Annotated in this window: 24 protein-coding genes; 17 read left to right on the forward strand and 7 right to left on the reverse strand. The window is 69.4% G+C overall.

Annotation, left to right across the window (positions count from 1 at the left end):
- Positions 1-7: 7 nt before the first annotated feature.
- Genes PSR88_RS32910 through PSR88_RS32920 form a run of 3 tightly spaced genes read right to left on the reverse strand, consistent with a single transcriptional unit; the run spans position 8 to position 3,671 of the window.
- Complete coding sequence (locus tag PSR88_RS32910) at positions 8-1,252, reverse strand: glycosyltransferase family 4 protein (protein ID WP_016883117.1); 1,245 nt, start codon at positions 1,250-1,252, stop codon at positions 8-10.
- Positions 1,249-2,847, reverse strand: coding sequence for a glycoside hydrolase family 57 protein (locus PSR88_RS32915; protein ID WP_016883116.1), 1,599 nt, complete (start codon positions 2,845-2,847; stop codon positions 1,249-1,251). The genes PSR88_RS32910 and PSR88_RS32915 overlap by 4 nt, the downstream gene beginning before the upstream one ends.
- Entirely contained in the window at positions 2,844-3,671 is an 828-nt protein-coding gene (locus PSR88_RS32920) for a class I SAM-dependent methyltransferase (RefSeq protein ID WP_011598357.1), read from the reverse strand. Before PSR88_RS32920 ends, PSR88_RS32915 begins: the two co-directional genes overlap by 4 nt.
- Before the next feature lie 241 nt (positions 3,672-3,912).
- On the opposite strand from PSR88_RS32920, the gene PSR88_RS32925 reads away from it, so the two are divergent.
- From PSR88_RS32925 to PSR88_RS32965, 9 genes are all read left to right on the forward strand, one after another.
- On the forward strand, positions 3,913-4,713 hold the full coding sequence (locus tag PSR88_RS32925) for an electron transfer flavoprotein subunit beta/FixA family protein (RefSeq protein WP_009479655.1): 801 nt from the start codon (positions 3,913-3,915) through the stop codon (positions 4,711-4,713).
- A 46-nt stretch (positions 4,714-4,759) separates the two neighbouring features.
- Positions 4,760-5,716, forward strand: coding sequence for an electron transfer flavoprotein subunit alpha/FixB family protein (locus tag PSR88_RS32930; RefSeq protein ID WP_011598358.1), 957 nt, complete (start codon positions 4,760-4,762; stop codon positions 5,714-5,716).
- A gap of 134 nt (positions 5,717-5,850) precedes the next feature.
- Entirely contained in the window at positions 5,851-6,684 is an 834-nt protein-coding gene (locus tag PSR88_RS32935) for a GNAT family N-acetyltransferase (RefSeq protein WP_011598359.1), read from the forward strand.
- Positions 6,681-7,613, forward strand: a complete 933-nt coding sequence (locus PSR88_RS32940; RefSeq protein WP_016883115.1) for a lysophospholipid acyltransferase family protein — start codon at positions 6,681-6,683, stop codon at positions 7,611-7,613. The genes PSR88_RS32935 and PSR88_RS32940 overlap by 4 nt, the downstream gene beginning before the upstream one ends.
- A gap of 17 nt (positions 7,614-7,630) precedes the next feature.
- On the forward strand, positions 7,631-8,851 hold the full coding sequence (locus PSR88_RS32945; RefSeq protein ID WP_011598361.1) for a cysteine desulfurase family protein: 1,221 nt from the start codon (positions 7,631-7,633) through the stop codon (positions 8,849-8,851).
- Positions 8,851-9,945, forward strand: coding sequence for a tRNA 2-thiouridine(34) synthase MnmA (mnmA, locus tag PSR88_RS32950; protein WP_016883114.1), 1,095 nt, complete (start codon positions 8,851-8,853; stop codon positions 9,943-9,945). The genes PSR88_RS32945 and mnmA overlap by 1 nt, the downstream gene beginning before the upstream one ends.
- On the forward strand, positions 9,942-10,964 hold the full coding sequence (locus tag PSR88_RS32955; protein ID WP_009479660.1) for a methionine synthase: 1,023 nt from the start codon (positions 9,942-9,944) through the stop codon (positions 10,962-10,964). Before mnmA ends, PSR88_RS32955 begins: the two co-directional genes overlap by 4 nt.
- Positions 10,965-11,005: 41 nt before the next feature.
- Positions 11,006-13,096, forward strand: coding sequence for an NAD-dependent DNA ligase LigA (ligA, locus tag PSR88_RS32960; protein ID WP_016883113.1), 2,091 nt, complete (start codon positions 11,006-11,008; stop codon positions 13,094-13,096).
- A 57-nt stretch (positions 13,097-13,153) separates the two neighbouring features.
- Positions 13,154-13,642, forward strand: coding sequence for a GNAT family N-acetyltransferase (locus PSR88_RS32965; protein WP_016883112.1), 489 nt, complete (start codon positions 13,154-13,156; stop codon positions 13,640-13,642).
- A 37-nt stretch (positions 13,643-13,679) separates the two neighbouring features.
- Here PSR88_RS32965 and PSR88_RS32970 read toward each other — a convergent pair whose 3' ends face one another.
- Entirely contained in the window at positions 13,680-14,330 is a 651-nt protein-coding gene (locus tag PSR88_RS32970; RefSeq protein WP_025432327.1) for an amino acid-binding protein, read from the reverse strand.
- Positions 14,331-14,534: 204 nt separating this feature from the next.
- Between PSR88_RS32970 and PSR88_RS32975 the strand changes: the two genes are divergently transcribed.
- Genes PSR88_RS32975 through gatA form a run of 3 tightly spaced genes read left to right on the forward strand, consistent with a single transcriptional unit; the run spans position 14,535 to position 16,930 of the window.
- Positions 14,535-15,092 (forward strand): antibiotic biosynthesis monooxygenase, encoded by a 558-nt coding sequence (locus PSR88_RS32975; protein ID WP_016883111.1) that lies wholly within the window; start codon positions 14,535-14,537, stop codon positions 15,090-15,092.
- Positions 15,093-15,152: 60 nt separating this feature from the next.
- Positions 15,153-15,452, forward strand: coding sequence for an Asp-tRNA(Asn)/Glu-tRNA(Gln) amidotransferase subunit GatC (gene gatC / locus PSR88_RS32980; RefSeq protein ID WP_009479664.1), 300 nt, complete (start codon positions 15,153-15,155; stop codon positions 15,450-15,452).
- Entirely contained in the window at positions 15,449-16,930 is a 1,482-nt protein-coding gene (gatA, locus tag PSR88_RS32985; RefSeq protein WP_009479665.1) for an Asp-tRNA(Asn)/Glu-tRNA(Gln) amidotransferase subunit GatA, read from the forward strand. Before gatC ends, gatA begins: the two co-directional genes overlap by 4 nt.
- Here the strand turns inward: gatA and PSR88_RS32990 are convergent.
- Positions 16,927-18,378 (reverse strand): alpha/beta-hydrolase family protein, encoded by a 1,452-nt coding sequence (locus PSR88_RS32990; RefSeq protein ID WP_016883110.1) that lies wholly within the window; start codon positions 18,376-18,378, stop codon positions 16,927-16,929. The two genes, gatA and PSR88_RS32990, sit on opposite strands and share 4 nt — an antisense overlap.
- Positions 18,375-19,016, reverse strand: coding sequence for a hypothetical protein (locus tag PSR88_RS32995; RefSeq protein ID WP_016883109.1), 642 nt, complete (start codon positions 19,014-19,016; stop codon positions 18,375-18,377). The genes PSR88_RS32990 and PSR88_RS32995 overlap by 4 nt, the downstream gene beginning before the upstream one ends.
- A 139-nt stretch (positions 19,017-19,155) precedes the next feature.
- Between PSR88_RS32995 and PSR88_RS33000 the strand changes: the two genes are divergently transcribed.
- From PSR88_RS33000 to gatB, 4 genes are all read left to right on the forward strand, one after another.
- Positions 19,156-20,352, forward strand: a complete 1,197-nt coding sequence (locus tag PSR88_RS33000) for a sensor histidine kinase (protein WP_016883107.1) — start codon at positions 19,156-19,158, stop codon at positions 20,350-20,352.
- A gap of 9 nt (positions 20,353-20,361) precedes the next feature.
- A complete protein-coding gene (locus tag PSR88_RS33005; RefSeq protein WP_009479669.1) occupies positions 20,362-21,024 on the forward strand; it encodes a response regulator in 663 nt (220 codons plus the stop codon).
- Positions 21,025-21,120: 96 nt separating this feature from the next.
- Positions 21,121-22,152, forward strand: coding sequence for an ATP-dependent 6-phosphofructokinase (locus PSR88_RS33010; protein WP_009479670.1), 1,032 nt, complete (start codon positions 21,121-21,123; stop codon positions 22,150-22,152).
- Between the two features lie 42 nt (positions 22,153-22,194).
- Entirely contained in the window at positions 22,195-23,706 is a 1,512-nt protein-coding gene (gene gatB / locus PSR88_RS33015; RefSeq protein ID WP_009479671.1) for an Asp-tRNA(Asn)/Glu-tRNA(Gln) amidotransferase subunit GatB, read from the forward strand.
- A 75-nt stretch (positions 23,707-23,781) separates the two neighbouring features.
- Here gatB and PSR88_RS33020 read toward each other — a convergent pair whose 3' ends face one another.
- The gene (locus tag PSR88_RS33020) at positions 23,782-24,930 is read right to left on the reverse strand and encodes a PQQ-dependent sugar dehydrogenase (protein ID WP_016883106.1); all 1,149 of its coding nucleotides are present in this window, start codon (positions 24,928-24,930) and stop codon (positions 23,782-23,784) included.
- 98 nt (positions 24,931-25,028) lie between these two features.
- Between PSR88_RS33020 and PSR88_RS33025 the strand changes: the two genes are divergently transcribed.
- Positions 25,029-25,898, forward strand: coding sequence for a DoxX family protein (locus tag PSR88_RS33025; RefSeq protein ID WP_029539447.1), 870 nt, complete (start codon positions 25,029-25,031; stop codon positions 25,896-25,898).
- Positions 25,899-25,930 lie beyond the last annotated feature (32 nt).

Below are 25,930 nucleotides of genomic sequence, written 5' to 3' on the forward strand. Positions count from 1 at the left end.
GGCCACGTCAGCGACCGGGCAGCGGGCGCTCGGGAATCTCCGGCCTCGCCAACGGGTGCCGCACGCGACGCTTGGCGCCCGCGTAGACGTGGACGGTGTCCTCGGCCACCTTGTGCCAGTCGAAATCCGCGGTGAGACGGTCACGGGCGGCCACCGCGCGCTGCTGGGCCCCGGCCGGGTCGTCGAGGACCTCCCGGACCGCGGACGTGAGCCCGGTGACGTCGCCCGGCTGGAACGACATGCCGGTCTCCCCGTCGACGACCGCTTCACCGAGGCCGCCGGCGGTGGACGCCACGAGCGGGGTGCCGGAGGCCGCGGCCTCGAGTGCGATGATCCCGAACGGCTCGTAGCGGCTGGGCAGGACGATGGCGTCGGCGCCGTGCAGCCACCCGAGCAGTTCGATGTGGTCGAGGTTGCCGAGGAAGTTCACGGCACGGGCGACGCGATGGGTGCGGGCCTGCTGGTAGAGCCAGGTGAACTGGGTGCCCTCCCCGGCGATCGACAGCGTGGTCCCGGGGTGGCTGCGGCGGATGCGGGGGAGCGCGGCGATGGCGTCCTGCACTCCCTTCTCGTATTCGAGGCGGCCGACGAACAGGAGTTTCGGCGGTCCGGACCGCGGCGCGCGCTCGCGGAAGCTCCAGGTGGTGAGGTCGATTCCGTTGCGGATCACCGTGATCGGCGGAAGCTGCGGACCGTAGAGGGTGGTCACTTCGTCCTGCATCGACGCGGAACAGGTGATGAGCGCATCGGATTCGTTGGCCAGCCACCATTCCACCGAATGCACCTGCCGGTTGATCCGGCCGGACACCCAGCCGCTGTGCCGCCCGGCCTCGGTGGCGTGGAGCGTGGAAACCAAAGGGACGTCGTAGAATTCGGCCAGCGCGATGGCGGGATGCGCCACCAGCCAGTCGTGTGCGTGCACCACGTCCGGCTGCCAGCCCTCCCCGACACCCGGCTTGTGCAGGGCGACGCCGGCGCGCACCATCGCGTGCCCCATCGCGAGTGTCCACGCCAGCATGTCCTCGCCGAAGACGAAGTGCGCGGGGTCCTCGGCGACGGCGACCACCAGGACGCCGTCCTCGATGTGGGTGACGGTGGGATGGGTGGAGGCGTCGGTGCCCGACGGCCGCCGCGACAGCACCACCACTTCGTGTCCGGCCGCCGCGAGTTCGGTGGCCAGGTGGTGGACGTGTCGGCCGAGACCTCCGACCACGACGGGTGGGTATTCCCACGACACGATCAGGATCTTCACGACGCCCCTCCCTCGGTGCCCGTCAGCCGATGGTCCCTGCCGGGCAGACGCCGCGCGTCGAGTCCGGGGAACAGGCCGTCGGCGTGGTTCCATCCCTCTGCGAGCCGGTTCGCGGTCGCGTCCTTGCCCGCCGAGACCGCGGCGGCGATCTCGCGGGTGGCGTGCGCGTGCTTGTGCGCCCGGTCGCGGGCATATCCGGCGGCGGAATCCTTGCTGACCATGAACGCCCAGTCGCTCGACACCGTCATGAGTGCCTCCCGCAGGATCTGGTCGTTCACGCGGTTCCGGAGCGCGGGGCGTCCGGGGGCGGTGTCGGCGTCGTGGGTCTTGTCGACGGTGTCGAGGGCGGTCGCGACCACCTCGGCGTTGAGTTGCACCAGGTCCGAGACCTGATCGCCGGCCCACACCCGCCAATCCTTGCCGGATCCCCACGACGAGTTCTCGAGTTGGACGGGTTCGCCGACGTAACCCTGCCTGCGGGCGTCGTCGAGGGTGCCGACCCGAATTCCGGCCTCGGGCAGCGCGCGCAGCACCTTCTCGAGCCATTCGGGGCCCTCGTGCCACCAGTGCCCGAACAGTTCCGTGTCGAACGCGGCGACGACGAGCGCGGGCCGTCCGTTGCGCTGGGATTCGTCGCGCAGTCGCTTGCGCACGGTGGCAACGAAGTCGGCCACGTGCCGATCGACCGCGGCCGTCGCGAGAGCCGGGTCGTACGGCGCCTTGTCGGCCGAGTCGACGGTGCGTCCGGTGACCCGGGCCGGTTTGAGACCCGTGGCGTGGTCGTACGTGTGGAAATCGCGGTAGGCGCCGTGCCCGGGATAGCCCGACTTCGGCGACCACACCCGGTAACTCACCTGCAGGTCGCGTCCGAACGCGACCACGTCGGACTCACGGACCGGCCGGCCGAGCGACGTGTCGCCGCGCAGGGCGGGGCCGTCGACCATGAAATGAGTGACGCCCGCCTCGGCGTATCCGGTCTCCATGCCGGGGGTGTACCCGCATTCGGGTCCCCAGATACCTGTCGGTGTGCAGTTCCACCGTGCGGCGGCGTCGGCGAGCCCCTCGTGGAGGGAGAAGGCGCGCAACCGCGGGTCGAGCAGCGGCTGGAACGGGTGGGCCAGCGGCCCGCCGAGCAGTTCGAACGCCTCGCGGTCGAGAAGGTCGCGCAGTACCGGTGAGCCGCCGTGCCGCCAGCGCAGCTCGAAGTCGGCGAGTGCGGCGGCGGACGCGCGGTGCTCGCGGGCACCGAGATCGCGGTGCGCGTCGTCGGGCATGCCTGCCGCCTCGTGGGCGCGGATCTGCCAGTTCCCCAGCCAGTGGTGCATTCCCGCCAGGCAGTGCGGATCATCGAGCTGAGCTGCGAGAACGGGGGTGATGCCGAGGGTCAGCAGATGCGAGCGACCCTCGTCGGACAGCCGCCGCAACATCGCGGTGAGGGGGAGGTACGACGCCGCCCACGACTGGTACAGCCACTCCTCGCCCACAGGCCACCGGCCGTGGTTGGCGAGCCAGGGCAGGTGGGAGTGCAGGACCAGGCAGAACATGCCCGGTTCCGTCGCGTCGCCCGCTCCGGTGCGGTTGTCGGATTCGGTCACCGAACAGGATCCTTCACCGCGACGGCCACCAGGTCGAGGCTGTCGTCGATGTCGCCCTCGTGCAGGGCGAAATCGTCGACGGTGATGCCCTCGACGTCGCGGGTCAGTTCGTCGGGCCAGGGTTCACCGGCCAGTGCGCGGTCGATCTGAGCGCCGATGAACGAGCCGCCGTGCTTCGCGTCGAGGGATTTCAGCCGGTCGCCGTGATGGACGCCGGTCATGAGGGCGACCCTGAAGCCGGCCTCCTCGAGCAGCTCGGTCAGCTCGGCCGCGTCGAGTTCGCGGGTGTGGAACGGATTGAGGGGTGTGTCGCGGCCCGGCGAGAAGGTGATGCGGTTGGGGGTGCTGACGAGCAGTTCTCCGCCGGGCGTCAGCACCCGGAAGCACTCGCGGAGGAATTGGGCCTGGTCCCAGAGGTGTTCGATCACCTGGAAATTGACGACGGTGTCGACGGATTCACCGTCGAGGGGAAGTTCCGCGAGGTTGCCGTGCAGCATCTCGACGCGGGGGTACCGCGCACGCACGTGCTCGACCGCGGAGATGTCGTAGTCGAGTCCGGTGACGGTCCGTGCCACATCGGCAATCATGTTGGCGCCGTAGCCTTCCCCGGATCCGGCCTCGAGTACCCGGCGTCCCGCGCAGCGGGGGAGGAGGTCGCGGTAGACCACCTCGTGACGCCGGAACCAGTAGTTCTCCTCGGGGATCCCGGGCACGGTCCGCTCGCCCGTGAGGGGCAGTTGCTCGTCTCCGGTCGATGGCAATTGCTCGTGACCGAGCGGGGGCAGCGGTGCGTCCTCGCGGTCGCCGACAAATGATTCGCTCACCGCTGCGAGGTTAGTGCCACCGGCAAGGTCGCTCGTCCAGGTGGTCTACATCACAGGGATGAAATGCACTTTCGGCCGTTATGGTGAACGAGACTTTCACGCAAGTTACCGACCGGTAACTTAACGTGGGGTAATCTGTCGCAGAGCCATCGTGCGACGAAATATCGACAACGAGAGCTCGGCCCACGCGGAGCAACTCACGATAACCACGCAAGAACACACAGGAGGTCGACGAAGACCCATGACGAACATCGTTGTTTTGATCAAGCAGGTCCCCGACACGTGGTCCGAGCGCAAGCTGACCGACGGTGACTACACGCTTGACCGCGAGGCCGCCGATGCAGTGCTCGACGAGATCAACGAGCGCGCCGTCGAGGAAGCGCTCCTGATCAAGGAGGCTCAGGGCGGCGAGGTGACCGTCCTCTCCGCAGGTCCGGACCGCGCCACCGACGCCATCCGCAAGGCCCTCTCCATGGGTGCCGACAAGGCAGTGCACATCAATGACCCGGCCCTCCACGGCTCCGACGCGGTGCAGACCGCATGGACCCTGGCCGCGGCACTCGGACAGATCACGTTCGAGAACGAAGAGCCTGCCGACCTGATCATCGCCGGTAACGAGGCCACCGACGGCCGCGTCGGCGCCGTCCCGGCCATCATCGCCGAGTACCTGGGCATCCCGCAGCTCACGCAGCTGCGCAAGCTCACGGTCGCCGACGGCACCGTCACCGGCGAGCGCGAGACCGACGAGGGCGTCTTCGGCCTCGAGGCGAGCCTGCCGGCCATCGTCAGCGTCACCGAGAAGATCAACGAGCCCCGCTTCCCCTCCTTCAAGGGCATCATGGCCGCTAAGAAGAAGGAAGTTCTCGTCTACACGCTGGCCGACCTCGGTGTCGACCCGGAGACCGTCGGTGTCGCCAACGCGGGCTCCACCGTCACCGCCTCCACCCCCAAGCCCCCGCGTACCGCTGGTGAGCGCATCGTCGACGAGGGCGACGGCGGCAGCAAGATCGCTGCCTACCTCGTGGGCCAGAAGATCATCTGATCGCGCCCCTCTACCGACCAGCAGACACATACAGGGAGAGTTAGACATGGCAGAAGTACTGGTGCTCGTCGAGCACGCAGAGGGTGCGCTGAAGAAGGTCAGCACCGAACTCATCACCGCCGCTCGCGCGCTCGGTGAGCCGGCCGCAGTGGTCACCGGTCCCGCCGGTACCGCCGACAAGCTGGCCGAGGGCCTCGCCGCCGCAGGCGCGGCCAAGATCTACGTCGCCGAGTCGGACGACATCGACGGCTACCTGGTCACCCCGAAGGTCGACGTGCTCGCGTCGCTCGTCGAGTCGGCCGCGCCGGCTGCGGTCATCACCGCCGCCAGCGTCGAGGGCAAGGAGGTCTCCGGACGTCTTGCTGCCCGCATCGGCTCCGGCCTGCTCGTCGACGTCGTCGACGTGAAGTCCGACGGCAGCGCCGTGCACTCCATCTTCGGTGGCGCGTTCACCGTCGACGCCAAGGCCAACGGCGACGTCCCGGTCATCTCGGTTCGTCCGGGTGCCATCGAGGCGAAGCCCGAAGCGGGCGCAGGCGAGAAGGTCTCCGTCGAGGTTCCGGCCCAGGAAGAGGGCGCCGTCAAGATCACCTCGCGTGATCCGATCGTCGGTGGCGACCGCCCCGAGCTCACCGAGGCGACCGTCGTCGTCTCCGGTGGCCGCGGTGTCGGCAGCGCCGACAAGTTCTCCGTCGTCGAGGAACTCGCCGACTCGCTGGGTGCCGCTGTCGGTGCCTCGCGTGCCGCGGTCGACTCGGGCTACTACCCGGGCCAGTTCCAGGTCGGTCAGACCGGTAAGACGGTCTCCCCGCAGCTGTACATCGCGCTCGGCATCTCCGGTGCGATCCAGCACCGCGCCGGTATGCAGACGTCGAAGACCATCGTCGCGGTGAACAAGGACGAGGAAGCCCCGATCTTCGAGATCGCGGACTACGGCATCGTCGGCGACCTGTTCAACGTCGCGCCGCAGCTCACCGAGGCTGTCAAGGCCCACAAGGGCTGATTCTCGACCGACGGCGGCCCCGCTCCCTTCGAGGGAGCGGGGCCGCCGTCGTATCTTCCGTCGTTCATCCGGGCTGCATCGACACGACACCCGGGCGATGCCCTCACGCCGCCCCTGCTCGGTAAACCTGCGCCATGACAACTTCGTCAGTTCTCCGCGCACCGAGTGAGACCGCCGATTCTGTTGTAACCGCGCCCCGATACTCCCTGGTCGTCTCGTCCGACCGTGAACACCGCGTTGCGGCCCAGAGGCTGCGCTACCGCGTGTTCGCCTCCGAACCCGGATTCTCCGTCCCCGCGCACGCCGACGCCCTCGACGCCGACCGGTTCGACGACTTCTGCGACCACCTCCTGGTCCGCCACGAGGCGACCGGCGAGTTCGTCGGCTGCTACCGCATGCTCCCGCCCGACGCCGCTGCCCAGGCCGGCGGCTACTACACCGCCACCGAATTCGACATCTCCGCTCTGGACCCCGTCGGCAACCGCATCGTCGAGATGGGCCGGGCGTGCGTCGACCCCGACCACCGCTCCGGTTCGGTGCTGAGCCTGATGTGGGCAGGCATCCTCCACTACCTGCAGCTCACCGGATACGAGTGGGTCATGGGATGTGTCTCCGTGCCGATGCGGGAGCATCCGGACGCGGTGGCCGGTTCCAACGTCCGCGGGGTGCGCGACCTGCTGCTCCGCAAGTACGGCAACGACCCGGCCGCGCGGGCCGTGCCCAGGAACCCGGTGCGCGTCGACGGGCGGTCGCTCGACGAGATCGCGCCACCCGCCCGCCCGACCCTGCCGCCGCTGCTCCGGGGCTACCTGCGCCTCGGGGCCAAGGTGTGCGGTGAGCCCGCGCACGATCCGGAGTTCGGTGTGGCCGATTTCGTCGCCCTGCAGGGACTGCACGGTGCCAACGAGCGGTACCTCGAACGCCTGCGGTCGGCGTCGGCCACTCTCGAGGCGGGGGCACAGGCATGAGCACGGCCCTGTCCGAGTCGACCGAGGTGACCGAGGTGACCGTGCACTCGTGGATGCCGTCGAGTCCGTGCGGTGCGGGGTGTCTGCCCGCGGAGGCGAACGGAGTGTCGATGCCGACCGTGGTCGTTCGGTGGTGCCTGGTGGTGTCGGCCCTGGCGACCGCGCCGCTCCTGACCGCCGGATGGTTGCTGCCCCGGTCGTGGCGGACCGGTCTGCAGCGGCGGTACGCGGCGATTCTGTTGCGCTGCGTGGGAATTCGCCTCCTCGTCGTCGATCGTCGCGGAAAGCGGCGCCACACCGGCGGGATCCTGGTGGTGGCCGGCCACGTGTCGTGGACCGACGTGCTGGTGCTCAGCGCGCTCGCGCCGGCGAACTTCGTCGCCCGCGGGGATCTGCTGGACTGGCCGGTGCTGGGGTCGCTCGCGCGTCGGATGAGGGTCGTTCCGATCGAGCGGCAGAGCCTGCGGGCGCTCCCGGCGACGGTGGCGACGACAGCGGGCAGGCTGCGCGCCGGCGAACGAGTCGTGGCGTTCCCGGAGGGCACCACGTGGTGCGGACGGGCGTACGGGGGATTCCGGCCCGCGCTGTTCCAGGCCGCGATCGACGCGGAATGCCCGGTCCAGCCGATCTCGCTGCGGTACACCGGCCGGGGCGGGGAGCTGACGACCGGGCCCTGCTTCGTGGGCGAGGAGACGATCGGTCAGTCGGTCCGGCGCATCATCCGACAGAAGGGGGTCACCGCGGAGGTGCGGCTGGCGCCGATCGAGTATCCGGGGGAGTGCCGCCGCGATCTGGCGGCCCGGTGCGAGCGCGCCGCGCGAGGCGACGAACGGATCGATCTCGCAGCGCACGACATCCTCGATCCGCTGCAGGGTGTGGCCGGGACGGCGGCCGCGGGCATCGAGGCGGCGGAGCGTCTCGTCGCCTGAGCTATCCTGGTCACGTCATGACCTCTGCCCGCAGTGCCGATCACCCCGTCTACCTGGACCACGCAGCCACCACTCCCATGGTGCCCGCGGCCGTCCGGGCGATGACCGACATCTTCAGGACCGTGGGCAATGCGTCCTCGCTGCACGGTTCCGGGCGCGCCGCCCGCCGTCGCATCGAGGAGGCCCGCGAGTCCATCGCCGCCGACCTCGGTGCCAGGCCGTCCGAGGTCATCTTCACCTCCGGTGGCACCGAGAGTGACAACCTCGCCGTCAAGGGCATCTTCTGGGCCCGGCGCGACGCCGACCCGGGCCGGGTGCGGATTCTCGCCAGTTCCGTCGAGCACCATGCGGTCCTCGACGCGGTGGAGTGGCTCGAGAAGCACGAGGGTGCTCGGGTCACATGGCTGCCCGTCGACGAACTGGGCCGGGTGTCCCCGCAGACGCTGCGCGACGAACTCGCGGTCCACGCGGACGAGACGGCCCTGGTCACGATCATGTGGGCCAACAACGAGGTCGGCACGATCATGCCGATCACCGAACTCGCCGCCGTCGCGGCTGAGTTCGGTGTGCCGATGCACAGCGACGCCGTCCAGGCTGTCACGCACATCCCGGTGGACTTCGCTGCGAGCGGGCTGTCCGCGCTGAGCATCGCCGCGCACAAGGTCGGCGGACCGCAGGGCGTCGGTGCGCTGCTGCTCGGACGGCAGGTGCCGTGCGTGCCGCTGCTGCACGGCGGGGGACACGAACGCGACCTGCGTTCGGGTACCCCGGACACGGCGGGTGTCGTCGGTATGGCGGCCGCCCTGCGCGACACGACCGCCGACCTCGATGCCCGCGCGACGGAACTGGCCGTCCTGCGCGACCGCCTGATCGAGCGCGTGGGCGAGATCGTTCCCGACGCCGTGCTGAACGGGCCGGTGGGCAGCGCACGACTGCCGGGCAACGCCCACTTCACGTTCCCCGGCTGCGAGGGCGATTCACTGCTGATGTTGCTCGACGCCGCCGGGATCGAGTGTTCGACCGGCTCGGCGTGTACCGCCGGGGTCGCTCGTCCGAGCCACGTCCTGACCGCGATGGGCGTGGATTCCGCGACCGCGCGGGGGTCGTTGCGCTTCTCGTTCGGGCACACGTCGGCGATCGCGGACGTGGATGCAGTCATCGCGGCACTGCCGCAAGTTGTGGAGCGGGCCCGCGCCGCCGGGCTCGCCGGTGTCGGAGCGCGTGGAGGGGATCGTTGATGCGAGTACTGGCGGCCATGAGTGGCGGCGTGGATTCCGCGGTGGCGGCGGCACGGGCGGTCGCAGCCGGACACGACGTGGTGGGCGTGCATCTCGCGCTGTCCGCCGAGCCGGGCACGCTGCGGACCGGATCCCGGGGCTGCTGCTCCAAGGAGGACGCCGGTGATGCCAGGCGTGCCGCGGACGTACTCGGAATCCCGTTCTACGTCTGGGATTTCGCCGACCGATTCAAGGAAGACGTGATCGACGACTTCGTGGCGTCGTATGCCGCGGGGGAGACCCCCAACCCGTGCCTGCGGTGCAACGAGAAGATCAAGTTCGCGGCGCTCGCGGACCGTGCGATCGCCCTCGGGTTCGACGCGGTGGCCACCGGCCACTACGCGCAACTCGAGAACGGCGTGCTGCGCCGTGCCGTCGACGCGGACAAGGATCAGTCGTACGTGCTCGGTGTGCTCACCGCCGAGCAGCTGTCGCGGGCGATGTTCCCGGTGGGTGACACCCCGAAGGACCGGATCCGGGAGGAGGCCGCCGAACGCGGCCTCGCCGTGGCGAACAAGCCCGACAGCCACGACATCTGCTTCATCCCGTCCGGCGACACCCGCGCATTCCTCGGCGCCCGCATCGGTGTCCGTCCGGGCAGTGTGGTCGACGCCGATTCGGGTGAGGTGCTGGCGGAACACGAAGGCGTGCACGGTTTCACGATCGGTCAGCGGAAGGGTCTCGGCGTCCAGGGTCCCGCCGCCGACGGGCAACCGCGGTACGTGACGTCGATCGAACCCGACACCGGCACCGTCCGTGTCGGTTCCGCCCGTAACCTCGAGGTGCACGCGATCACGGCGGACCGCGCCGTGTGGACGTCCGGGAGCACGCCGGTCGGACCGGTCGAATGCACCGTGCAGGTCCGGGCCCACGGCGGTCTCGCCGAGGCTGTCGCGGAAGCGGTCGACGGCGGCATCGCCATCTCCCTTCGAGAGCCGCTCACCGGTGTCGCGAAGGGGCAGGCCGTCGTCCTGTACCGGACCGATCCGGCAGGCGACATCGTGCTGGGCAGCGGAACGATCTCGGGTACCGACGCACGTCCGAACACACAGTGACGCAGGGTATCTCACTGGCCGGTGCCGTCACCGGCGTCGGCTCGTGGCCGGGCACCGATCCGCGTGAAGCCGCCACGATCGTCCTCGGCGAACTCGGCAGGCTCCCGCACCTGGTCGAGTTGCCCGCCCGCGGGCTCGGCGCCGACATGATCGGCCGCGCCAGCGCTCTGCTCGTGGATCTGCAGCTGGACGTGTCCACGACGGCCTACCGGGTGGTGCAGCGTCGCGGTTCGGTCGCCAAGCGGGCGACCGACCTCCTGAACCAGGATCTGGACGCGCTCGAGGAGGCGTGGGACAGTGCGGGCCTCGTCGGCGCCGACCACGTGGTGAAGGTGCAGTCGGTGGGCCCACTCACGCTGGCGGCCGAGGTGGAACTCGGCACCGGCCGGCGTGTGCTCACCGACCCCGGTGCGGTGCGCGACTTCGCCGAATCGCTGGGCGAGGGGCTCGCGCGGCACGCCGCGGAGGTCACCCGACGTCTCGGCGCGCAGGTGTTGGTCCAGTTCGACGAGCCGCGTCTGCCCGCCGTGCTGGCGGGGACATTGTCCGGTCGATCGCGGCTCGAGACCGTGCGGGCGATGCCGGAACCGGAGGCTCTCGCCGTGCTCGAGGCCGCCCTCGCCGGCTGCGGCGCGGTGACCATGGTGCATTGCTGCTCCGCGGATCTGCCCACCGACCTTCTGCGACGCAGCAGTGCCCGCGCGGTCGGTCTGGACGTGTCACAGCTGGCGTCCACGGACCTGGACGGTATCGGCGAGTTGCTCGACGCGGGCAAGGAGCTCGCGCTCGGCCTCGTCCCGACCACCGTTCCCGCCGTGCCTGCCACGTGGCGCGACCTGGCTCGACCTGCGGTGACGCTGATCGACCGGCTCGGATTCGCCCGCACGACGCTGCGGACCCAGGTCGCGGTGACGCCCGCCTGCGGGCTCGCGGGCGCCGACGCGTCCTGGAGTCGGGAGGCGCTGAAGTTGTGCGCCGAGGTGAGCAGCGCGTTCACCGACGACCCCGAATCGCTCTGAGTCCGGCATTCGGTGTCGGCCGGACCGGTTAATCTTCGGTAGTGAGTGAATCGACCGAAGCCCCGACACCGGCCCCCGGACACGTCCGGGAGCATTGGAACGAGCTGGCCGAGGAAGTGCGGCAGCACCAGTTCCGCTATTACGTCCGCGACGCGCCCATCATCTCCGACGGCGAGTTCGACGTGCTGCTGGGCGAGCTGAACGACCTCGAAAACCAGTACCCCGACCTGAGGACGCCCGATTCGCCGACACAACTCGTCGGCGGCGGGTTCTCCACCGACTTCGCCTCCGCCGATCATCTCGAGCGGATGCTCAGCCTCGACAACGTCTTCGCCACCGACGAACTGCGCACCTGGATCAGCCGGGTGGAGCAGGAGACCGGGCCCGACCTGCACTACCTGTGCGAGGTGAAGATCGACGGGGTCGCGCTGAACCTGGTCTACGAGAACGGCCGGCTCGTCCGGGCCGCCACGCGCGGCGACGGCCGGACCGGTGAAGAAGTGACGCTCAATGCGCGGACCATCGACGACATTCCGGAAAAGCTCACCGGCACAGACGAATACCCCATCCCGGCACTCCTCGAGGTGCGCGGCGAGGTGTTCTTCCGGCTCGAGGACTTCGCCGCACTCAATGCGGCGCTCGTAGAGGAAGGCAAGGCGCCGTTCGCGAATCCCCGAAATTCCGCGGCCGGGTCGCTGCGGCAGAAGAATCCGGCCGTCACGGCCCGCAGGCGCCTCGGGATGATCTGCCACGGCCTCGGCCGGAGCGAAGGATTCGAGCCGGTCTCCCAGTACGACGCGTACACGGCTCTGGCGGCGTGGGGCCTGCCGGTGTCGACCCACACCGCCCGCGTCACGGGCGCGGACGCCGTCGTGGACAGGGTGCAGTACTGGGGCGAGCACCGGCACGACGTGGAGCACGAGATCGACGGTCTGGTGGTCAAGGTAGACGAGACGTCGCTGCAACGCCGGCTGGGGTCCACGTCGCGGGCGCCGCGCTGGGCGATCGCCTACAAGTACCCGCCGGAAGAGGCCACCACCAAGCTCCTCGACATCCGGGTCAACGTCGGTCGCACCGGCCGGGTCACCCCGTTCGCCTACATGGAACCGGTCACGGTCGCCGGCTCCACGGTCTCCCTCGCCACCCTGCACAACGGCTCCGAGGTCAAACGCAAGGGCGTGCTCATCGGCGACACGGTCGTGCTGCGCAAGGCCGGCGACGTCATCCCCGAGGTCCTCGGACCCGTGGTCGACGCCCGGACGGGCGACGAGTACGAGTTCGTGATGCCCACCCACTGCCCGGAGTGCGACACACCGCTGGCCCCCGCCAAAGAGGGGGACGCGGACATTCGCTGCCCCAACCAGCAGTACTGCCCCGCGCAACTCCGGGAACGCGTGTTCCACGTGGCGGGCCGCGGCGCATTCGACATCGAGGTCCTCGGTTACGAGGCCGCCACGAGCCTGCTCGAAGCCAAGGCGATCGGCGACGAGGGCGACCTGTTCTCGCTCACCGAGGACGATCTGCTCAAGACGTCGCTCTTCCGGACCAAGGCCGGCGGCCTGTCGGCCAACGGCCGCAGGCTGCTCGACAACCTCGATTCCGCCAAGGACAAGCCGCTGTGGCGGGTGCTGGTCGCGCTGTCCATCCGCCATGTCGGTCCCACGGCGGCGCGTGCGCTGGCCGGTGAATTCGGGTCGCTCGCGCGGATCCGGGAGAGCTCCGTCGAGGAACTCGCGGCGGTGGACGGGGTCGGCGGCACCATCGCCGCGGCTGTCGCCGAGTGGTTCGGCGTCGACTGGCACCAGCAGATCGTGGAGAAGTGGTCCGCGGCCGGGGTTCGCATGGAAGACGAACGCGACGAATCGATTCCGCGCAACCTCGAGGGACTGTCGATCGTCGTGACGGGGTCGCTGGAGACGTTCTCGCGCGACCAGGCGAAGGAGGCGATCCTCGTCCGGGGCGGTAAGGCCGCGGGTTCGGTGTCGAAGAAGACGGCATTCGTGGTGGTCGGCGAATCGCCGGGCTCGAAGCACGACAAGGCCGTCGAACTCGGAGTGCCGGTCCTCAACGAGGACGGGTTCCGCCGACTGCTGGAGGGCGGACCGGACGCGGTCGCGGACTCCGGAGTGTGATCGGAACCTCACGCTCGCATTTTGGGCGGCGTGAGCAGTCCTGTCATAGTTCTGGACATGATCGAGATTCGGAATGCGACGCCGGACGACTACGAGGCCATCGGTGACCTCACGGTGATCGCCTACGTGGGTGGCGGATTCGTCGAGGCGCACGATCCGTACACGAACCGGTTGCGCGACACCGCCGAGCGGGCGGAGAAGGCGGATGTGCGGGTGGCCGTGAAGGAGGGCCAGATCGTGGGTTCCGTTACGATCGCGGATCCGGCCTCCCCGTACGCCGACGTCGCGCAGCCGGGTGAGCTCGAATTCCGGATGCTCGCCGTGACACCCGACGCCCGCGGTTCCGGGGTCGGGTCGGCGCTCGTGCGGCACGTCCTGGACACGGCGTACGACCGCGGCGACCGCGCGGTCGTGATGTCCACCCAGCCGGACATGGAAGATGCCCGCCGGATCTACGACCGGAACGGTTTCGTGCCTGTGCCCGAACGCAATTGGGCGCCCGTTCCGGGTGTCGAGCTCACCGTCCTGGTCCGCGAGCTCGTCTGAGACGACCACCCCCGGACCTTTCGGCCCGGGACGGTGGTCAGCTCAGAACCGTCGCGATGATGCCGGCGAGGTAACCCAGCCGGGCGATCTCGGACGGACGGAACTCCGGGCCGCCGGGGCGGCCGAGCATCAGCACACGGCCGGTGGTCCCGAGGGGAGCCGCCGCGAGTGTGGTGTTCATGTCGCGCCACACCTGCGGCACCCAGTCGCCCTCGCCGTCGAGCGCCGTGGGCTTCTCCAGCGGCATCCACGGGATCTCGGTGGCATGGGTCTCGGGAGCTCCCGAGCTGCCGACCACACGGTATGCGCCGTGCGGGCCGAGGTCGGCCACCACGGACCAGCCGACCCGGAGCACGCGCGGCGCCCCGTCGACGAGGACCTGCAGTCGATCGTCCGCCGCGGTGGCGACCTGGTCGATGAGCTCGAGCTCGCGGTGGGTGTCGAGAATTCCGGCGTACGGCCGGATGGAGTCGACGGTGACGCCGGGCAGGTTCTCGGCGGCCGTGATGAGGGTGTCGGGGAGCGATCCCGGCTCGACATCGACCACGAGGTCGTCGATGGCGAATCCGGCACCCCGTTCCACCACGTCGAGCGACAGAATGTCAGCACCCACCGAGCCCAGGGCGACGGCGAGAGAGCCGAGGCTGCCGGGACGGTCGGGGAGCTGGACGCGAAGCAGATACGACACGTGCGTCCCTTTCACCACGAGATAGACGCGGGAGTACCTGCGACCCCCGTCGCTCACCATCCTTGCACTTTCGTTCCCGAGTATGCGGTCCCCCCTGCGGCTTCGCCGGGGACGGGACGGGGACGTGCAGGTCGCGCTCGATTCGTGACACTGCCGATACGGATTCGCCTCGTCCGCGAAACACGACAGCCCAAACATGGGTGCATGAACACCACGGCAACGGGAGTGACGACGTCCGTCTCGCGGCGGGTGGCGGCGGGCCGGGAACAGGAATTCCTACGCTGGACGGACGCCGGGATGGCAATTGCGGGCACGTTCCCGGGGTTCCTCGGCGGGGGATGGCTGCGCGCGGCGACCGACCCCGAGCAGTACCACGTGGTGTACCGGTTCGCGGACGAGGACACTCTCGACGCGTGGACGACGTCGCCCGCCAGGAAGGTGTGGGTGGGCAGGGGGACAGGTCTCGCGCAGGACACGGTCACGCACCGGCTGACCGGGGTGGAGGGCTGGTTCGAACCGCAGTCGACGCTCACGCACGCCGTTCGGGTCACGCCGCCACCGCCGCGGTGGAAGCAGGCGGTCACCATCTGGCTCGGCTTCTTCCCGATCTCACTTCTCATCGCGCTGTTCGTCACCCCTCGGCTCTCGGCCCTGGACGTGGTGACCCGCACCGTGGTGGCGTCGGTCGTCACGACTCCGGTGATGGTCTTCGTGGTTCTGCCGTTCCTGACGGGCAGGTTGCGGCGCTGGCTGCACGGCTGATCGGGCCACGCTCTAGGCTGGGACCCACTTGTGTACGTCCGAACCGAAAGGGGCCCCGCGGTGCCTGCCATCTCCCGTGACGAGGTCGCGCACCTCGCGCGGCTGTCTCGACTCGCCCTGACCGATGCCGAGCTCGACGAGTTCGCCGGTCAGCTGGACTCGATTCTCAGCCACGTGAAGGTGGTCACCGAGGTACCCGCCGAGGATGTTCCGCCGATGGCGAACCCGAACGCGGTCACCAACGTGACCCGTCCCGACGTGATCGTTCCCGGCCTGACTCCCGAGCAGGCGCTGTCCGGCGCACCGGCTGTCGAGCAGGGTCGCTTCGTTGTCCCGCAGATCCTTGGAGAGGGCGAATGAGCGCCGAACTGACCACTCTCGACGCCGCAGATCTCGCGTCGAAGATCCACAGCCGTGAGGTGTCGTCCGTCGAGGTCACCCAGGCGCACCTGGACCGCATCGCCGCGGTCGACGGTGACCTGAACGCCTTCCTGCACGTGGCAGGCGAGCAGGCCCTCGTGTCGGCGAAGGAAGTGGACAGCAGCCTCGCCGCAGGCAATGCGCCTGCCTCCCCGCTCGCGGGAGTTCCGTTGGCGCTCAAGGACATCTTCACCACCACGGACATGCCCACCACGTGCGCGTCGAAGATTCTCGAAGGCTGGATCGCACCGTACGACGCGACGCTCACGAAGAAACTGCGCGAGGCCGGCATCCCTATCCTGGGAAAGACCAACCTCGACGAGTTCGCGATGGGTTCGTCCACCGAGAACTCCGCCTACGGCCCCACCCGTAACCCGTGGGACACCACGCGCATCCCGGGCGGTTCGGGCGGCGGCAGTGCCGCGGCCCTCGCGTCCCGGCAGGCCCCGCTCGCGATCGGCACCGACACCGGCGGCTCGATCCGTCAGCCCGCCGCCGTCACGGCGACGGTCGGCACCAAGCCGACGTACGGCACGGTCTCCCGTTTCGGCCTGGTGGCCTGCGCGTCCTCGCTCGACCAGGGTGGTCCGTGCGGCCGCACGGTCCTCGACACGGCGCTGCTGCACGAGGTCATCGCCGGGCACGACCCGCGCGACTCCACGTCGATCGACGCGCCCGTGCGTCCCGTGGTGGCGGCTGCGCGTGAGGGTGCCGGTGGCAACCTGAAGGGCGTGAAGGTCGGTGTAGTCAAGGAACTGCACTCCGACAGCTACCAGCCCGGGGTCATCTCGTCTTTCGATGCCGCCGTCGCGCAACTCACCGAACTCGGTGCCGAGGTGGTCGAGGTGTCGTGCCCCAACTTCGAGTACGCGCTCGCGTCGTACTACCTGATCCTGCCGAGCGAGGTGTCGTCGAACCTCGCACGCTTCGACGGGATGCGGTACGGCCTGCGCATCGATGAGGGCGACATGAGCGCCGACCAGGTGATGGCCGCGACGCGCGCCGCCGGCTTCGGCCCGGAGGTCAAGCGCCGCATCATGATCGGTACCTACGCGCTGTCGTCCGGCTACTACGACGCATACTACGGTCAGGCGCTCAAGGTGCGGACGCTCATCGCCAGGGACTTCGAGAAGGCGTACGAGAAGGTGGACGTCCTGGTGTCGCCCACCAGCCCGTTCACTCCGTGGAAGCTGGGCGAGAAGGTCGGCGACCCGCTCGCGATGTACCTCTCGGACCTGTGCACGCTGCCCACCAACCTGGCGGGGCACTGCGCGATGTCGGTTCCGTCGGGACTGTCCGCTGACGACGGTCTGCCGGTGGGACTGCAGATCATGGCACCCGCGCTGGCCGATGAGCGGCTGTACCGCGTCGGCGCCGCCTACGAGGCCGCACGCGGTCCGATCGGCTCGCCGAACTAGGAGCAGTCGGGCAGGGCGGTGCCCTGCTCGTTGCCGTAGCGGTGTCCGTGGCCGGCCGCGAAGTTCAGCGCGGACACCAGGTCGACACTCGTCTGCAGGAACGTGATGCCCGGAATCCATTGGGGTACCGGCGCATCGCGTACTGCGAGCGAGAGGTCGGGTCGGTGCACGATCAGGTCGGGGGACCACCACACCACCGGGTCGGACGTGTTCGCCAGCACCGTCGCCCCGTCGGTCAGGACGGAGCCGGCGGGCGGGCCGGCCCACAGTGCGCCGCAGACTTGCTCGCGCAGTTGGTCGGCGTCGGTGAAAATTGCACTGCCGCCGACGGATCCGAGGCTCTGGCCGTAGACGTACAGTGCCGGGCGCAGGAGGTCGGGGAGGTCGGCGATCCGCTCGGCGACGGCATCGAACAACGCGGCCGCCGATTCGTCTGCGGCAGAACGTCCGAACACGAACGTGATCCAGCTCGGCAGGTACGAGTACTGCATGCCGACGATGGCGACGTCGTCGGCGAAGCGTTCCTCGAATCCCTCGGCGGCGTTCTCGTCGATCCACCCCGAGCCGGTGGGCACCGTGACGACGATGGCGGCCCGGGTGAATCCGCCGGCTCGCTCGAGTTCCGAGACTGCCAGTGCTGCACGCGATTCGACGTCCGGCGCCGAATCCATCCCCACATAGGTACGGATGGCGGCCGACTGCTCGCCCGCCGCCACGAACCGTCGTCCCTGGCGACCGAGCGACTCCCAGCTGATCGCGGAGTCCGGGCTGCCGGACAATTCGGCGGACATCGGCCGGTGCAGAGACACGTCGACGAGCGCGTTGGAGTCGCTGTAGGAACGCGACATCATTCCCCACAACGCCGGTCCGGCAACCAGTTGCAGTGCGGTCGCGAGAACGACGGCGGTGGTGGCGCTGCCGATCCAGCCGAGACGGCGGGCGACCGTGCCGACGATGCTGCCGATGCCGGCGAACAGCAGGAACGTCAGCGCCGCCCCGATGATCGCCTGCATCCAGTGGTCCGGCCCGATGCCCGGCATGCCCATGGCGGCGCGCAGCGAATCCTGCCAGTGGTCGGCGAGCACGATCGCCCAGGTCACGACGATCATGGCGCCGATCAGCACCAGCAGACGCACCGAGTCCCGCGGAGGGTGGTGGCCGCGCGAACGGGTCGCGAGGTACCGCAGACGGCGGGCGAGGACGACGAACCCGAAACCGATCACGGCGAGGACTCCGGTGAACAGAGCCTGCGTCAGCGCACTCCGGGGGAGCAGTGAGGGAGCGAGAGACGCGAGTGTGACGGCGGTGACGACGATCGTGGAGGAGACGCGGGGGAGAGCGGAGACCGGGATCGTCGTGGCCAGTGTGCGGCGCAGGGCATTCGGCTTCGTGCGCGAGCGACAGTGCACCGTGCTCCGTCCGGGACCGGACAGAGCGGTGATGGTCATGCGACGGCTCCGACCGGATGCGGCCGGCGGCGGATCGACCAGGCCGCGCCTGCGAGGAGCGCGACACCGACACCGCCGGCCAGTGCGTACGGGAGCCCGGACTCGGTGACCGGTGCCGAATAGCCTTGGCGCCAGCTGTTTCCGGTGACGAAGGTGGTCGCGACGTTCGCCATCACGAAGCACTGCGCCCGTGCCTGCTCGTCGGCGCGGGTGTCGCATGCCGCGTGCATGCGTTGATCCAACTGCGCGTCGAGGCTCTGCCGCGCCCAGGGACCCAGGTCCTCGCCGGACCGTGACGCGTACCGCAGAAGGTCGTAACCGAGGTCGTGCGCCTTGCACGACGTGTCGAACTCGAGGGGCAGCGGCACGGGGGACGAGCAGTCCCCGCCGGGATTGGCGAGCATCCCGTCGATCGGCACGGGGGTGTACCCCATCACGTCGGCGAAGTCCGCGGGAATGGAGTCCTCGGAGACCGCGGCCGGTGCGGTGAGGGTGTGCACCGCGGCGGAGGCGGCGGCGTTCTCGTGCCGGGGCGTGCTCGCCGCGCCGGTGCCTGCGAATCCTGTCGTGGTCAGTAGTGCGGTTGCGGCGCACGCCACCGCGGCCCAGGTCGTCCTCCGTGTCCCCGTCTTTCGCATGACGAGAACGTTATGAATTCGTGTTGCGCAGCCACATCACCCCGGAGACCGGTTCGATCCCTGGCTTCGTGGTGCGAGGGAGCCCCGATCTCATACTGCGGGGCTACGCCGACATGGGACCGGGGTATGAGGACACTCCGTGACCACGGTTTCTACTGTCGACAGTGTGAAGGCGAAGACGCGTATCCGGAGAGCCGCCGAGGGTCAGTGGCTGAACGTGGCAATCGTCGTGGTCACCGCGATCCTGTTCGCCGTGGCGTGGCCGACGCTGCAGCTGACCCACCAGGTCAGTCCTCCCATCCAGCCGTTCGTGGCGGCGCTCGCGACGTTCCCGTTTCTGCTCATCCGGTCGAATCCGGCGCTGGCCTGGGCTGTCTCCGCGATCTCGGCGCTGGTGATTCCGCGCGTCTTCGCACTGCAGGACGGCTACGACTACCCGTGGCAGGTGGTCCACATCCTCGTGATGCTCGCCCTGCTGGCCGCCGTCAGCATGCGGGCCGCGATTCCGGTCGTCGGTGTGGCATGGATCTCCACCGTCCTGCTGTTCCTCGCCGACACCCCGGGCACCAACGGCCGCGGGTGGGCGGTGGGTCTGACCGCGATCGTCGTCTTCGGCCTGCTGATCCGGTGGCTGGTGCTCTCTCGCAGGCAACTCGCACAGCAGGAGGAGCTGAGCGAGCTCGAGCGCACTCGCCGGACGATCCTCGAGGAGAAGGCACGCATCGCCCGGGACCTGCACGACGTCGTCGCGCACCACATGTCGATGGTCGTGGTGCAGGCGCAGAGCGCGCCGTACCGCATCGCCGACATGTCCGACGAGACGCGGGCCGAGTTCGAATCGATCGGAGCCGCCGGCCGCGCCGCGCTGAACGAGGTGCGCGGACTGCTCGGAGTGTTGCGCAGTGACGGCCAGGTGGCCGAGCACGCACCCCAGCCCGGGGTTCAGCAGATCAGCGAGCTGCTCGAGGGCAGCCGCAGGGCCGGCATGCCAGTCTCCTGGCATGTCGACGGCGACCCGACGCTCGTGTCGGAGTCGGTCGGGCTCGTGATGTACCGCATTCTGCAGGAATCCCTCGCCAACACGGCCCGCCACGCGGCGGGCGCCGCGGTGGAGGTGAAGATCGCGTACGAGTCGCCGATCGCGTCGGTGTCGATCGTGAACGGCCCGCCGAGGCGGAGTCTCGTCTCCGCCCTGACCAGGCACGAGTCGACCGGCGGCAACGGCATCATCGGTATGCGTGAGCGTGCGCAGGCAGTCGGGGGCATACTCACCACCCTCTTGCACGACAACGGCGGATTCGAGGTCCACGCCGAGTTCCCGGTCGCCTCCGCCTAGGCTGGCTGGGTGGCCATCACCGTGTTCATCGCCGACGACCAGGCTATGGTCCGGCAGGGCTTCGGAGCCCTGCTCGCCTCACAGCCCGACATCAGTGTCATCGGTGACGCTCCGGACGGGGTCGTGGCGGTGAGCGAGGTCCGGCGTCTGCGACCCGACGTGGTCCTGATGGACGTCCGTATGCCGGAGATGAACGGACTCGACGCGGCCCGCATCATCCTGTCGGCCGGTTTCGACCCGCCGGTGCGCGTGCTCATGCTCACCACGTTCGACGTCGACGACTACGTGTACGAGGCGCTGAGCATCGGGGCCAGCGGCTTCATGCTCAAGGACGCGCCCGCGGAGGAACTCATCCGTGCGGTGCGGGTGGTCGCGGACGGCGAGGCACTGCTCGCGCCGACCGTCACCCGGCGTCTCATCGCCGACGTGACCAGCCGCCGCAGCACGGCGCGCCGAAAACCGGCCGCGCTGTCGGCGCTGACGCCCCGCGAACGCGAGGTGCTCGAACTCATCGCCCGCGGCATGTCCAACACCGAGATCGCGGAGCGCCTGTTCGTTGCCGAGCAGACCGTCAAGACGCACGTCGGCAAGGTGCTGTCGAAACTGGATCTGCGCGACCGCGCTCAGGCAGTGGTCCTGGCGTACGAGAGCGGTCTCGTCACACCCGGGTGAGTGAACCGGCCGGTCCGAGGTGCTCGAACACGGTTCGAGCGGCAAGATGTGTAATGAGAACCACCATCACCACACGAGACGACGAGGGGTGCTTGGATGCGGATCGGAATGCTCACCGGAGGCGGCGACTGCCCCGGACTGAATGCGGTGATCAGGGCGGTGGTTCGGACCGCCGCCGGCCGATACGGCAGCTCGGTGGTGGGATTCCGTGACGGCTGGCGCGGCCTGCTCGAGGATCGCAAGGTCGTGCTGTCCAACGACGACCGGATCGATCGCATCCTCACCCGGGGCGGCACCATCCTCGGCACCGCGCGGGTCAACCCGGACAAGTTGAAGGCCGGTCTCGACCAGATCCGGCAGACTCTCGACGACAACGGGATCGACGCGCTCATCCCGATCGGCGGGGAGGGCACGCTCACGGCCGCGAGCTGGCTCGCCGAGAGCGGGGTGCCCGTGATCGGGGTTCCGAAGACGATCGACAACGACATCGACTGCACCGACGTGACGTTCGGTTTCGATACCGCGCTGTCCATCGCGACCGATGCGATCGACCGGCTGCACACCACCGCCGAATCCCACCAGCGGGTGATGCTCGTCGAGGTGATGGGCCGGCACGCGGGCTGGATCGCGTTGCACTCGGGGCTCGCGACCGGTGCGCATCTCACTCTCGTTCCCGAGGTCCCGTTCGACGTCGGCGAAGTCTGCTCCCTCGTGAAGAAACGTTTCCAGCGCGGCGATTCGCATTTCATCTGCGTCGTCGCCGAAGGCGCCACTCCGACTCCGGAGTCGATGAGTCTGCGGGAGGGCGGTATCGACGAGTTCGGCCACAAACGATTTACCGGTGTCGCACAGCAGCTGGGCGACGAGATCGTCCGCCGCATCGGCAAGGAGGTGCGGACGACGGTGCTCGGGCACGTGCAACGGGGCGGAACCCCGACGCCGTACGACCGGGTGCTCGCCACCCGCTTCGGGGTGCACGCCACCGACGCGGTCCACCGCGGCGACTTCGGCAACATGGTGGCCCTGCACGGCACGTCGATCGACCTCGTGCCCCTCGAGGAGGCGACCCGGCGCCTCAAGACGGTGCCGAGGGAGCGGTACGAGGAGGCGGCCGCATTTTTCGGTTGACCGCGTTTTTCGGCGAACGCCCGGACGCATAAACTCTGGGGCATGACTGCTGTCGATGCTCCGGACCTCCTCGACTACGACGATGTGCTCGCCAAGTACGAGCCTGTTCTCGGCATGGAGGTGCACGTCGAGCTCGGCACCGAAACGAAGATGTTCTGCCCGTGCCCCACCGAGTTCGGCGCCGAGCCGAACACGCAGGTGTGCCCGGTGTGCCTCGGCCTGCCCGGGTCGCTGCCCGTCGTGAACGAGGCGGCGGTCGAGTCCGCGATCCGGATCGGGCTCGCACTGAACTGTTCCATCACGCCGTGGGGCCGGTTCGCGCGGAAGAACTACTTCTACCCCGATCAGCCGAAGAACTACCAGATCTCCCAGTACGACGAGCCGATCGCCACCGACGGCCACCTCGACGTCGTTCTCGACGACGGCACCACGTGGCGCGTGGAGATCGAGCGCGCGCACATGGAAGAGGACACCGGAAAGTCGCTGCACGTCGGCGGCGCGACCGGGCGCATCCACGGTGCCAGCCACTCGCTGCTCGACTACAACCGTGCCGGGGTCCCGCTGGTCGAGATCGTCACCAAGACCATCAGCGGTGCCGGTGCCCGCGCCCCCGAGGTGGCCCGCGCGTACGTCACCGCGCTCCGCGACCTGCTGAAGTCGCTGAACGTGTCCGATGTTCGCATGGACCAGGGTTCGATGCGCTGCGACGCCAACGTGTCGCTGATGCCGATCGGGGCGACCGAACTCGGCACCCGCACCGAGACGAAGAACGTCAACTCCCTCAAGAGCGTCGAGGTGGCGGTCCGGTACGAGATGCGCCGCCAGGCAGCTGTGCTGGAGGCCGGCGGTGAGGTGATCCAGGAGACCCGGCACTTCCAGGAGGCCGATGGGACCACGTCGCCGGGCCGCCGTAAGGAGACCGCCGAGGACTACCGCTACTTCCCGGAGCCCGATCTCGAGCCGGTCGCGCCCAGCGCGGAATGGATCGAGGAACTGCGTGGCACCCTGCCGGAGCTGCCGTGGGTCCGCCGTGCCCGGATCCAGGCCGACTGGGGCGTCTCCGACGAGGTCATGCGCGACCTCGTCAACGCCGGCGCCCTCGACCTCGTCATCGCCACCGTCGAGGCCGGCGCCTCCCCGGAGGCCGCGCGGTCCTGGTGGGTGTCATACCTGGCGCAGCAGGCCAACACCCGCGGGGTGGAACTCGCCGAGCTGCCGATCACCCCGGCTCAGGTCGCGCAGGTCGTCGCGCTGATCGACAGCGGGAAGCTCAACAACAAGGTGGCCCGCCAGGTGGTCGACCACGTCCTCGAGGGTGAGGGCGACCCCGAGCAGGTCGTCGCGAACCACCCCGAGCTCGTCGTCGAACGCGACGACACGAAGCTGAAGGCGGCTGTCGAGGAGGCTCTGGCCGCGAACCCCGACATCGCCGAGAAGATTCGTGGCGGCAAGGTCGCGGCCGCGGGCAAGATCGTCGGCGACGTGATGAAGGCCACGCGTGGTCAGGCCGACCCGGCCCGTGTCAAGGAGCTGGTCATCGAGGCCTGCGGCTGAATCCCTTCTGCATTAACGGGACGCTCGTTCGGTTGAACCGAACGAGCGTCCCGTTCGTTTCGACGGGGCGGGCGGTCAGTCGAATCCGCCGCCACCGGAGGGCAGGGGCATCTTGATCACACGGTCGTCGTTGGGTCCGGGCTGACCGGCCGTCTTGTTGACGGTGCTCACCCAGATGAGACCGTCGGGTCCGAGCGCGGCGCCGCCGAGTTGGCCGTACCGGTCCTGGACGATGACACCGGGGGCGGTGGTCACGGCCCCCGTGCCGGGGTCGGCAGCGAGTGCGGACATGGCCTTCGCGGTGCTCAGTGACACCGCCACGACGTCACCGGCGGCGACGCAGCCGCCGACGCCGGGGCGCTCCGGCCACGTCCACACCGGCGACGACACGGCTCCGTCGGCGCTGACCCGCAGCAGCCGATCCTCCAGCGGGGTGTGATCGGTGACCCACACGGCCACCCCGGGGTCGACGCACACCCCACCGGCGGTCCCGATGCCCGACAGCACGACCTGAGGGCGCGGCTGCGCCGGCGTCGCTGCGGGCGACAGGGCGGTGACCTTCAGCAGTTTCCCGGCGAGGGACGCCGGATCGGCGGCCGCGGCGGCGTTGCCCGCGTTGCCGGTCAGGACCATCAGTTCGTCGCCCGAGAATTCGAGCGATCCCGCATTGCCCGCGTCGCCGCGCGGGATCCCGCCGAGAACCTCCTTGGCGGAGTCACCCGGTGCGATCCGCACCACCCGGTTGTCGGTCGGGGTGGTGACGTAGGCGTAGATGAGGTTGTCCTCGACGAAACTCGGCGACAGCGCGATGTCGAGGAGTCCGCCGTCGGTGCTGCCGTCGACGTCGACGTGCGCGATCTCCTTGGGGGTCTGGCCCTGGGCGACCTGCAGGATGCGTCCGGTCCGGCGCTCGGCGACGAGGGCGGTGGCCCCGTCGGGGAGGACGACGAGTCCGCCGGTGGTGTCGAGGCAGGTGGCGATCACGCTGGGGTCGGGATCCTGGCACGGTCCCAGCGGACCGCTCGGTGGCGGGGTGGTCGTCGTGGACGGCGGCGGGTTCTCCGGTTCCACCTCGGCGCCCGAGGCACCGGTCGGCTCGGGTGTGAACGGGGAGGACGCGGAGTCGTCGAATTTCGCGCATCCAGCGGCGAGGACCGCCGTCACGCACAGTGCGGACATCGCCATCTTGCGGGACGCCGTGCGGCGCCGCCCACCCACCATCATGATGGAGACGTTACGGAAGAGTGCGAGGTCGCCGCCACGCCGGTTCCGCCTACCAGCGATGTCCGGCCGGTCGACCTAGGCTTGACGGTGTGACTGACATGCGGAAAGACCCCAGCGAGTCGTCGGACCAGGGTGCTGCGGACCAGAGCGCCTCACCCGGCTACGGCAAGGTCTCGAGCCCTTACGACCTTCCCACCGAGCGCTTTCCGTCGGCCACGCCGACGTCCGGTTCCGCGGGGCAGCGTCTGCCGCACACCGATGACGAACTCGACTACGGCGATGCGCGCGGCGGGGGTCTCCCCACCGAGCAGATCCCCGCGTACCGGCAGTCGGCGGCGTCCGACATGTCGGACCAGCCGACCCAGGTGATCGGCGCGGGTTCCGGCGCGTCCCTCGGGGCGACGGCGGGTGATCCGTCGACCGACCGGATCGGCGAGGGCGACGTGAAGATCGGCCGCGGCACCCTGGACCTCGGACTGCTGGCCCTGCGACTCGCGGTCGGCGGAACGGCGCTCGTGCACGGTCTGCAGAAGCTGACGGGGATGTGGAACGGTCCGGGACTCGACGGGTTCGAAGAGGTGCTCGTGAACTCGGGGTTCCAGCAGGCGAAACTGCTCGCGATTCTGGGTGCCATCGGTGAGGTCGCGGGCGGTGCACTGCTGATCCTCGGCCTCGTCACCCCGCTGGCCGCGGCCTCGGTGCTGGCCGTGATGATCAATGCGTGGGCGTTCCGGCAGATCGCGGAACCGGGGCTCGAGTACTTCGCGCCCGCAGGCACCGAGTACGAGACGCTGCTGGGTGTGTGCGCCGGCGTGATCATTCTCACCGGGCCAGGACGCATCTCGCTCGACGGTCGCCGGGGCTGGGCGACGCGCCCGTTCATCGGGTCCTTCGCGGCGCTGATCCTGGGCGTCGCCGCCGGTGTCTGCGTGTGGATCTTCCTGAACGGTGCCAACCCGCTCATCTGAGCGTCTTTTCCTTACACGGCTGCGCCGCACCC

The sequence above is a fragment of the Rhodococcus sp. DK176 genome, assembly GCF_038447315.2.
GTDB classification, from domain to species: domain Bacteria; phylum Actinomycetota; class Actinomycetes; order Mycobacteriales; family Mycobacteriaceae; genus Rhodococcus_F; species Rhodococcus_F jostii_A.

Excerpts from the sequence above, each read along its gene's own strand:
- PSR88_RS32925 (WP_009479655.1), top strand. The coding sequence starts at position 3,913 with ATGACGAACATCGTTGTTTTGATCAAGCAGGTCCCCGACACGTGGTCC.
- PSR88_RS32930 (WP_011598358.1), top strand. The coding sequence starts at position 4,760 with ATGGCAGAAGTACTGGTGCTCGTCGAGCACGCAGAGGGTGCGCTGAAG.
- PSR88_RS32935 (WP_011598359.1), top strand. The coding sequence starts at position 5,851 with ATGACAACTTCGTCAGTTCTCCGCGCACCGAGTGAGACCGCCGATTCT.
- PSR88_RS32940 (WP_016883115.1), top strand. The coding sequence starts at position 6,681 with ATGAGCACGGCCCTGTCCGAGTCGACCGAGGTGACCGAGGTGACCGTG.
- PSR88_RS32945 (WP_011598361.1), top strand. The coding sequence starts at position 7,631 with ATGACCTCTGCCCGCAGTGCCGATCACCCCGTCTACCTGGACCACGCA.
- mnmA (WP_016883114.1), top strand. The coding sequence starts at position 8,851 with ATGCGAGTACTGGCGGCCATGAGTGGCGGCGTGGATTCCGCGGTGGCG.
- PSR88_RS32965 (WP_016883112.1), top strand. The coding sequence starts at position 13,154 with ATGATCGAGATTCGGAATGCGACGCCGGACGACTACGAGGCCATCGGT.
- PSR88_RS32975 (WP_016883111.1), top strand. The coding sequence starts at position 14,535 with ATGAACACCACGGCAACGGGAGTGACGACGTCCGTCTCGCGGCGGGTG.
- gatA (WP_009479665.1), top strand. The coding sequence starts at position 15,449 with ATGAGCGCCGAACTGACCACTCTCGACGCCGCAGATCTCGCGTCGAAG.
- PSR88_RS32990 (WP_016883110.1), bottom strand. The coding sequence starts at position 18,378 with ATGACCATCACCGCTCTGTCCGGTCCCGGACGGAGCACGGTGCACTGT.
- PSR88_RS32995 (WP_016883109.1), bottom strand. The coding sequence starts at position 19,016 with ATGCGAAAGACGGGGACACGGAGGACGACCTGGGCCGCGGTGGCGTGC.
- PSR88_RS33010 (WP_009479670.1), top strand. The coding sequence starts at position 21,121 with ATGCGGATCGGAATGCTCACCGGAGGCGGCGACTGCCCCGGACTGAAT.
- gatB (WP_009479671.1), top strand. The coding sequence starts at position 22,195 with ATGACTGCTGTCGATGCTCCGGACCTCCTCGACTACGACGATGTGCTC.
- PSR88_RS33020 (WP_016883106.1), bottom strand. The coding sequence starts at position 24,930 with ATGATGGTGGGTGGGCGGCGCCGCACGGCGTCCCGCAAGATGGCGATG.
- PSR88_RS33025 (WP_029539447.1), top strand. The coding sequence starts at position 25,029 with ATGCGGAAAGACCCCAGCGAGTCGTCGGACCAGGGTGCTGCGGACCAG.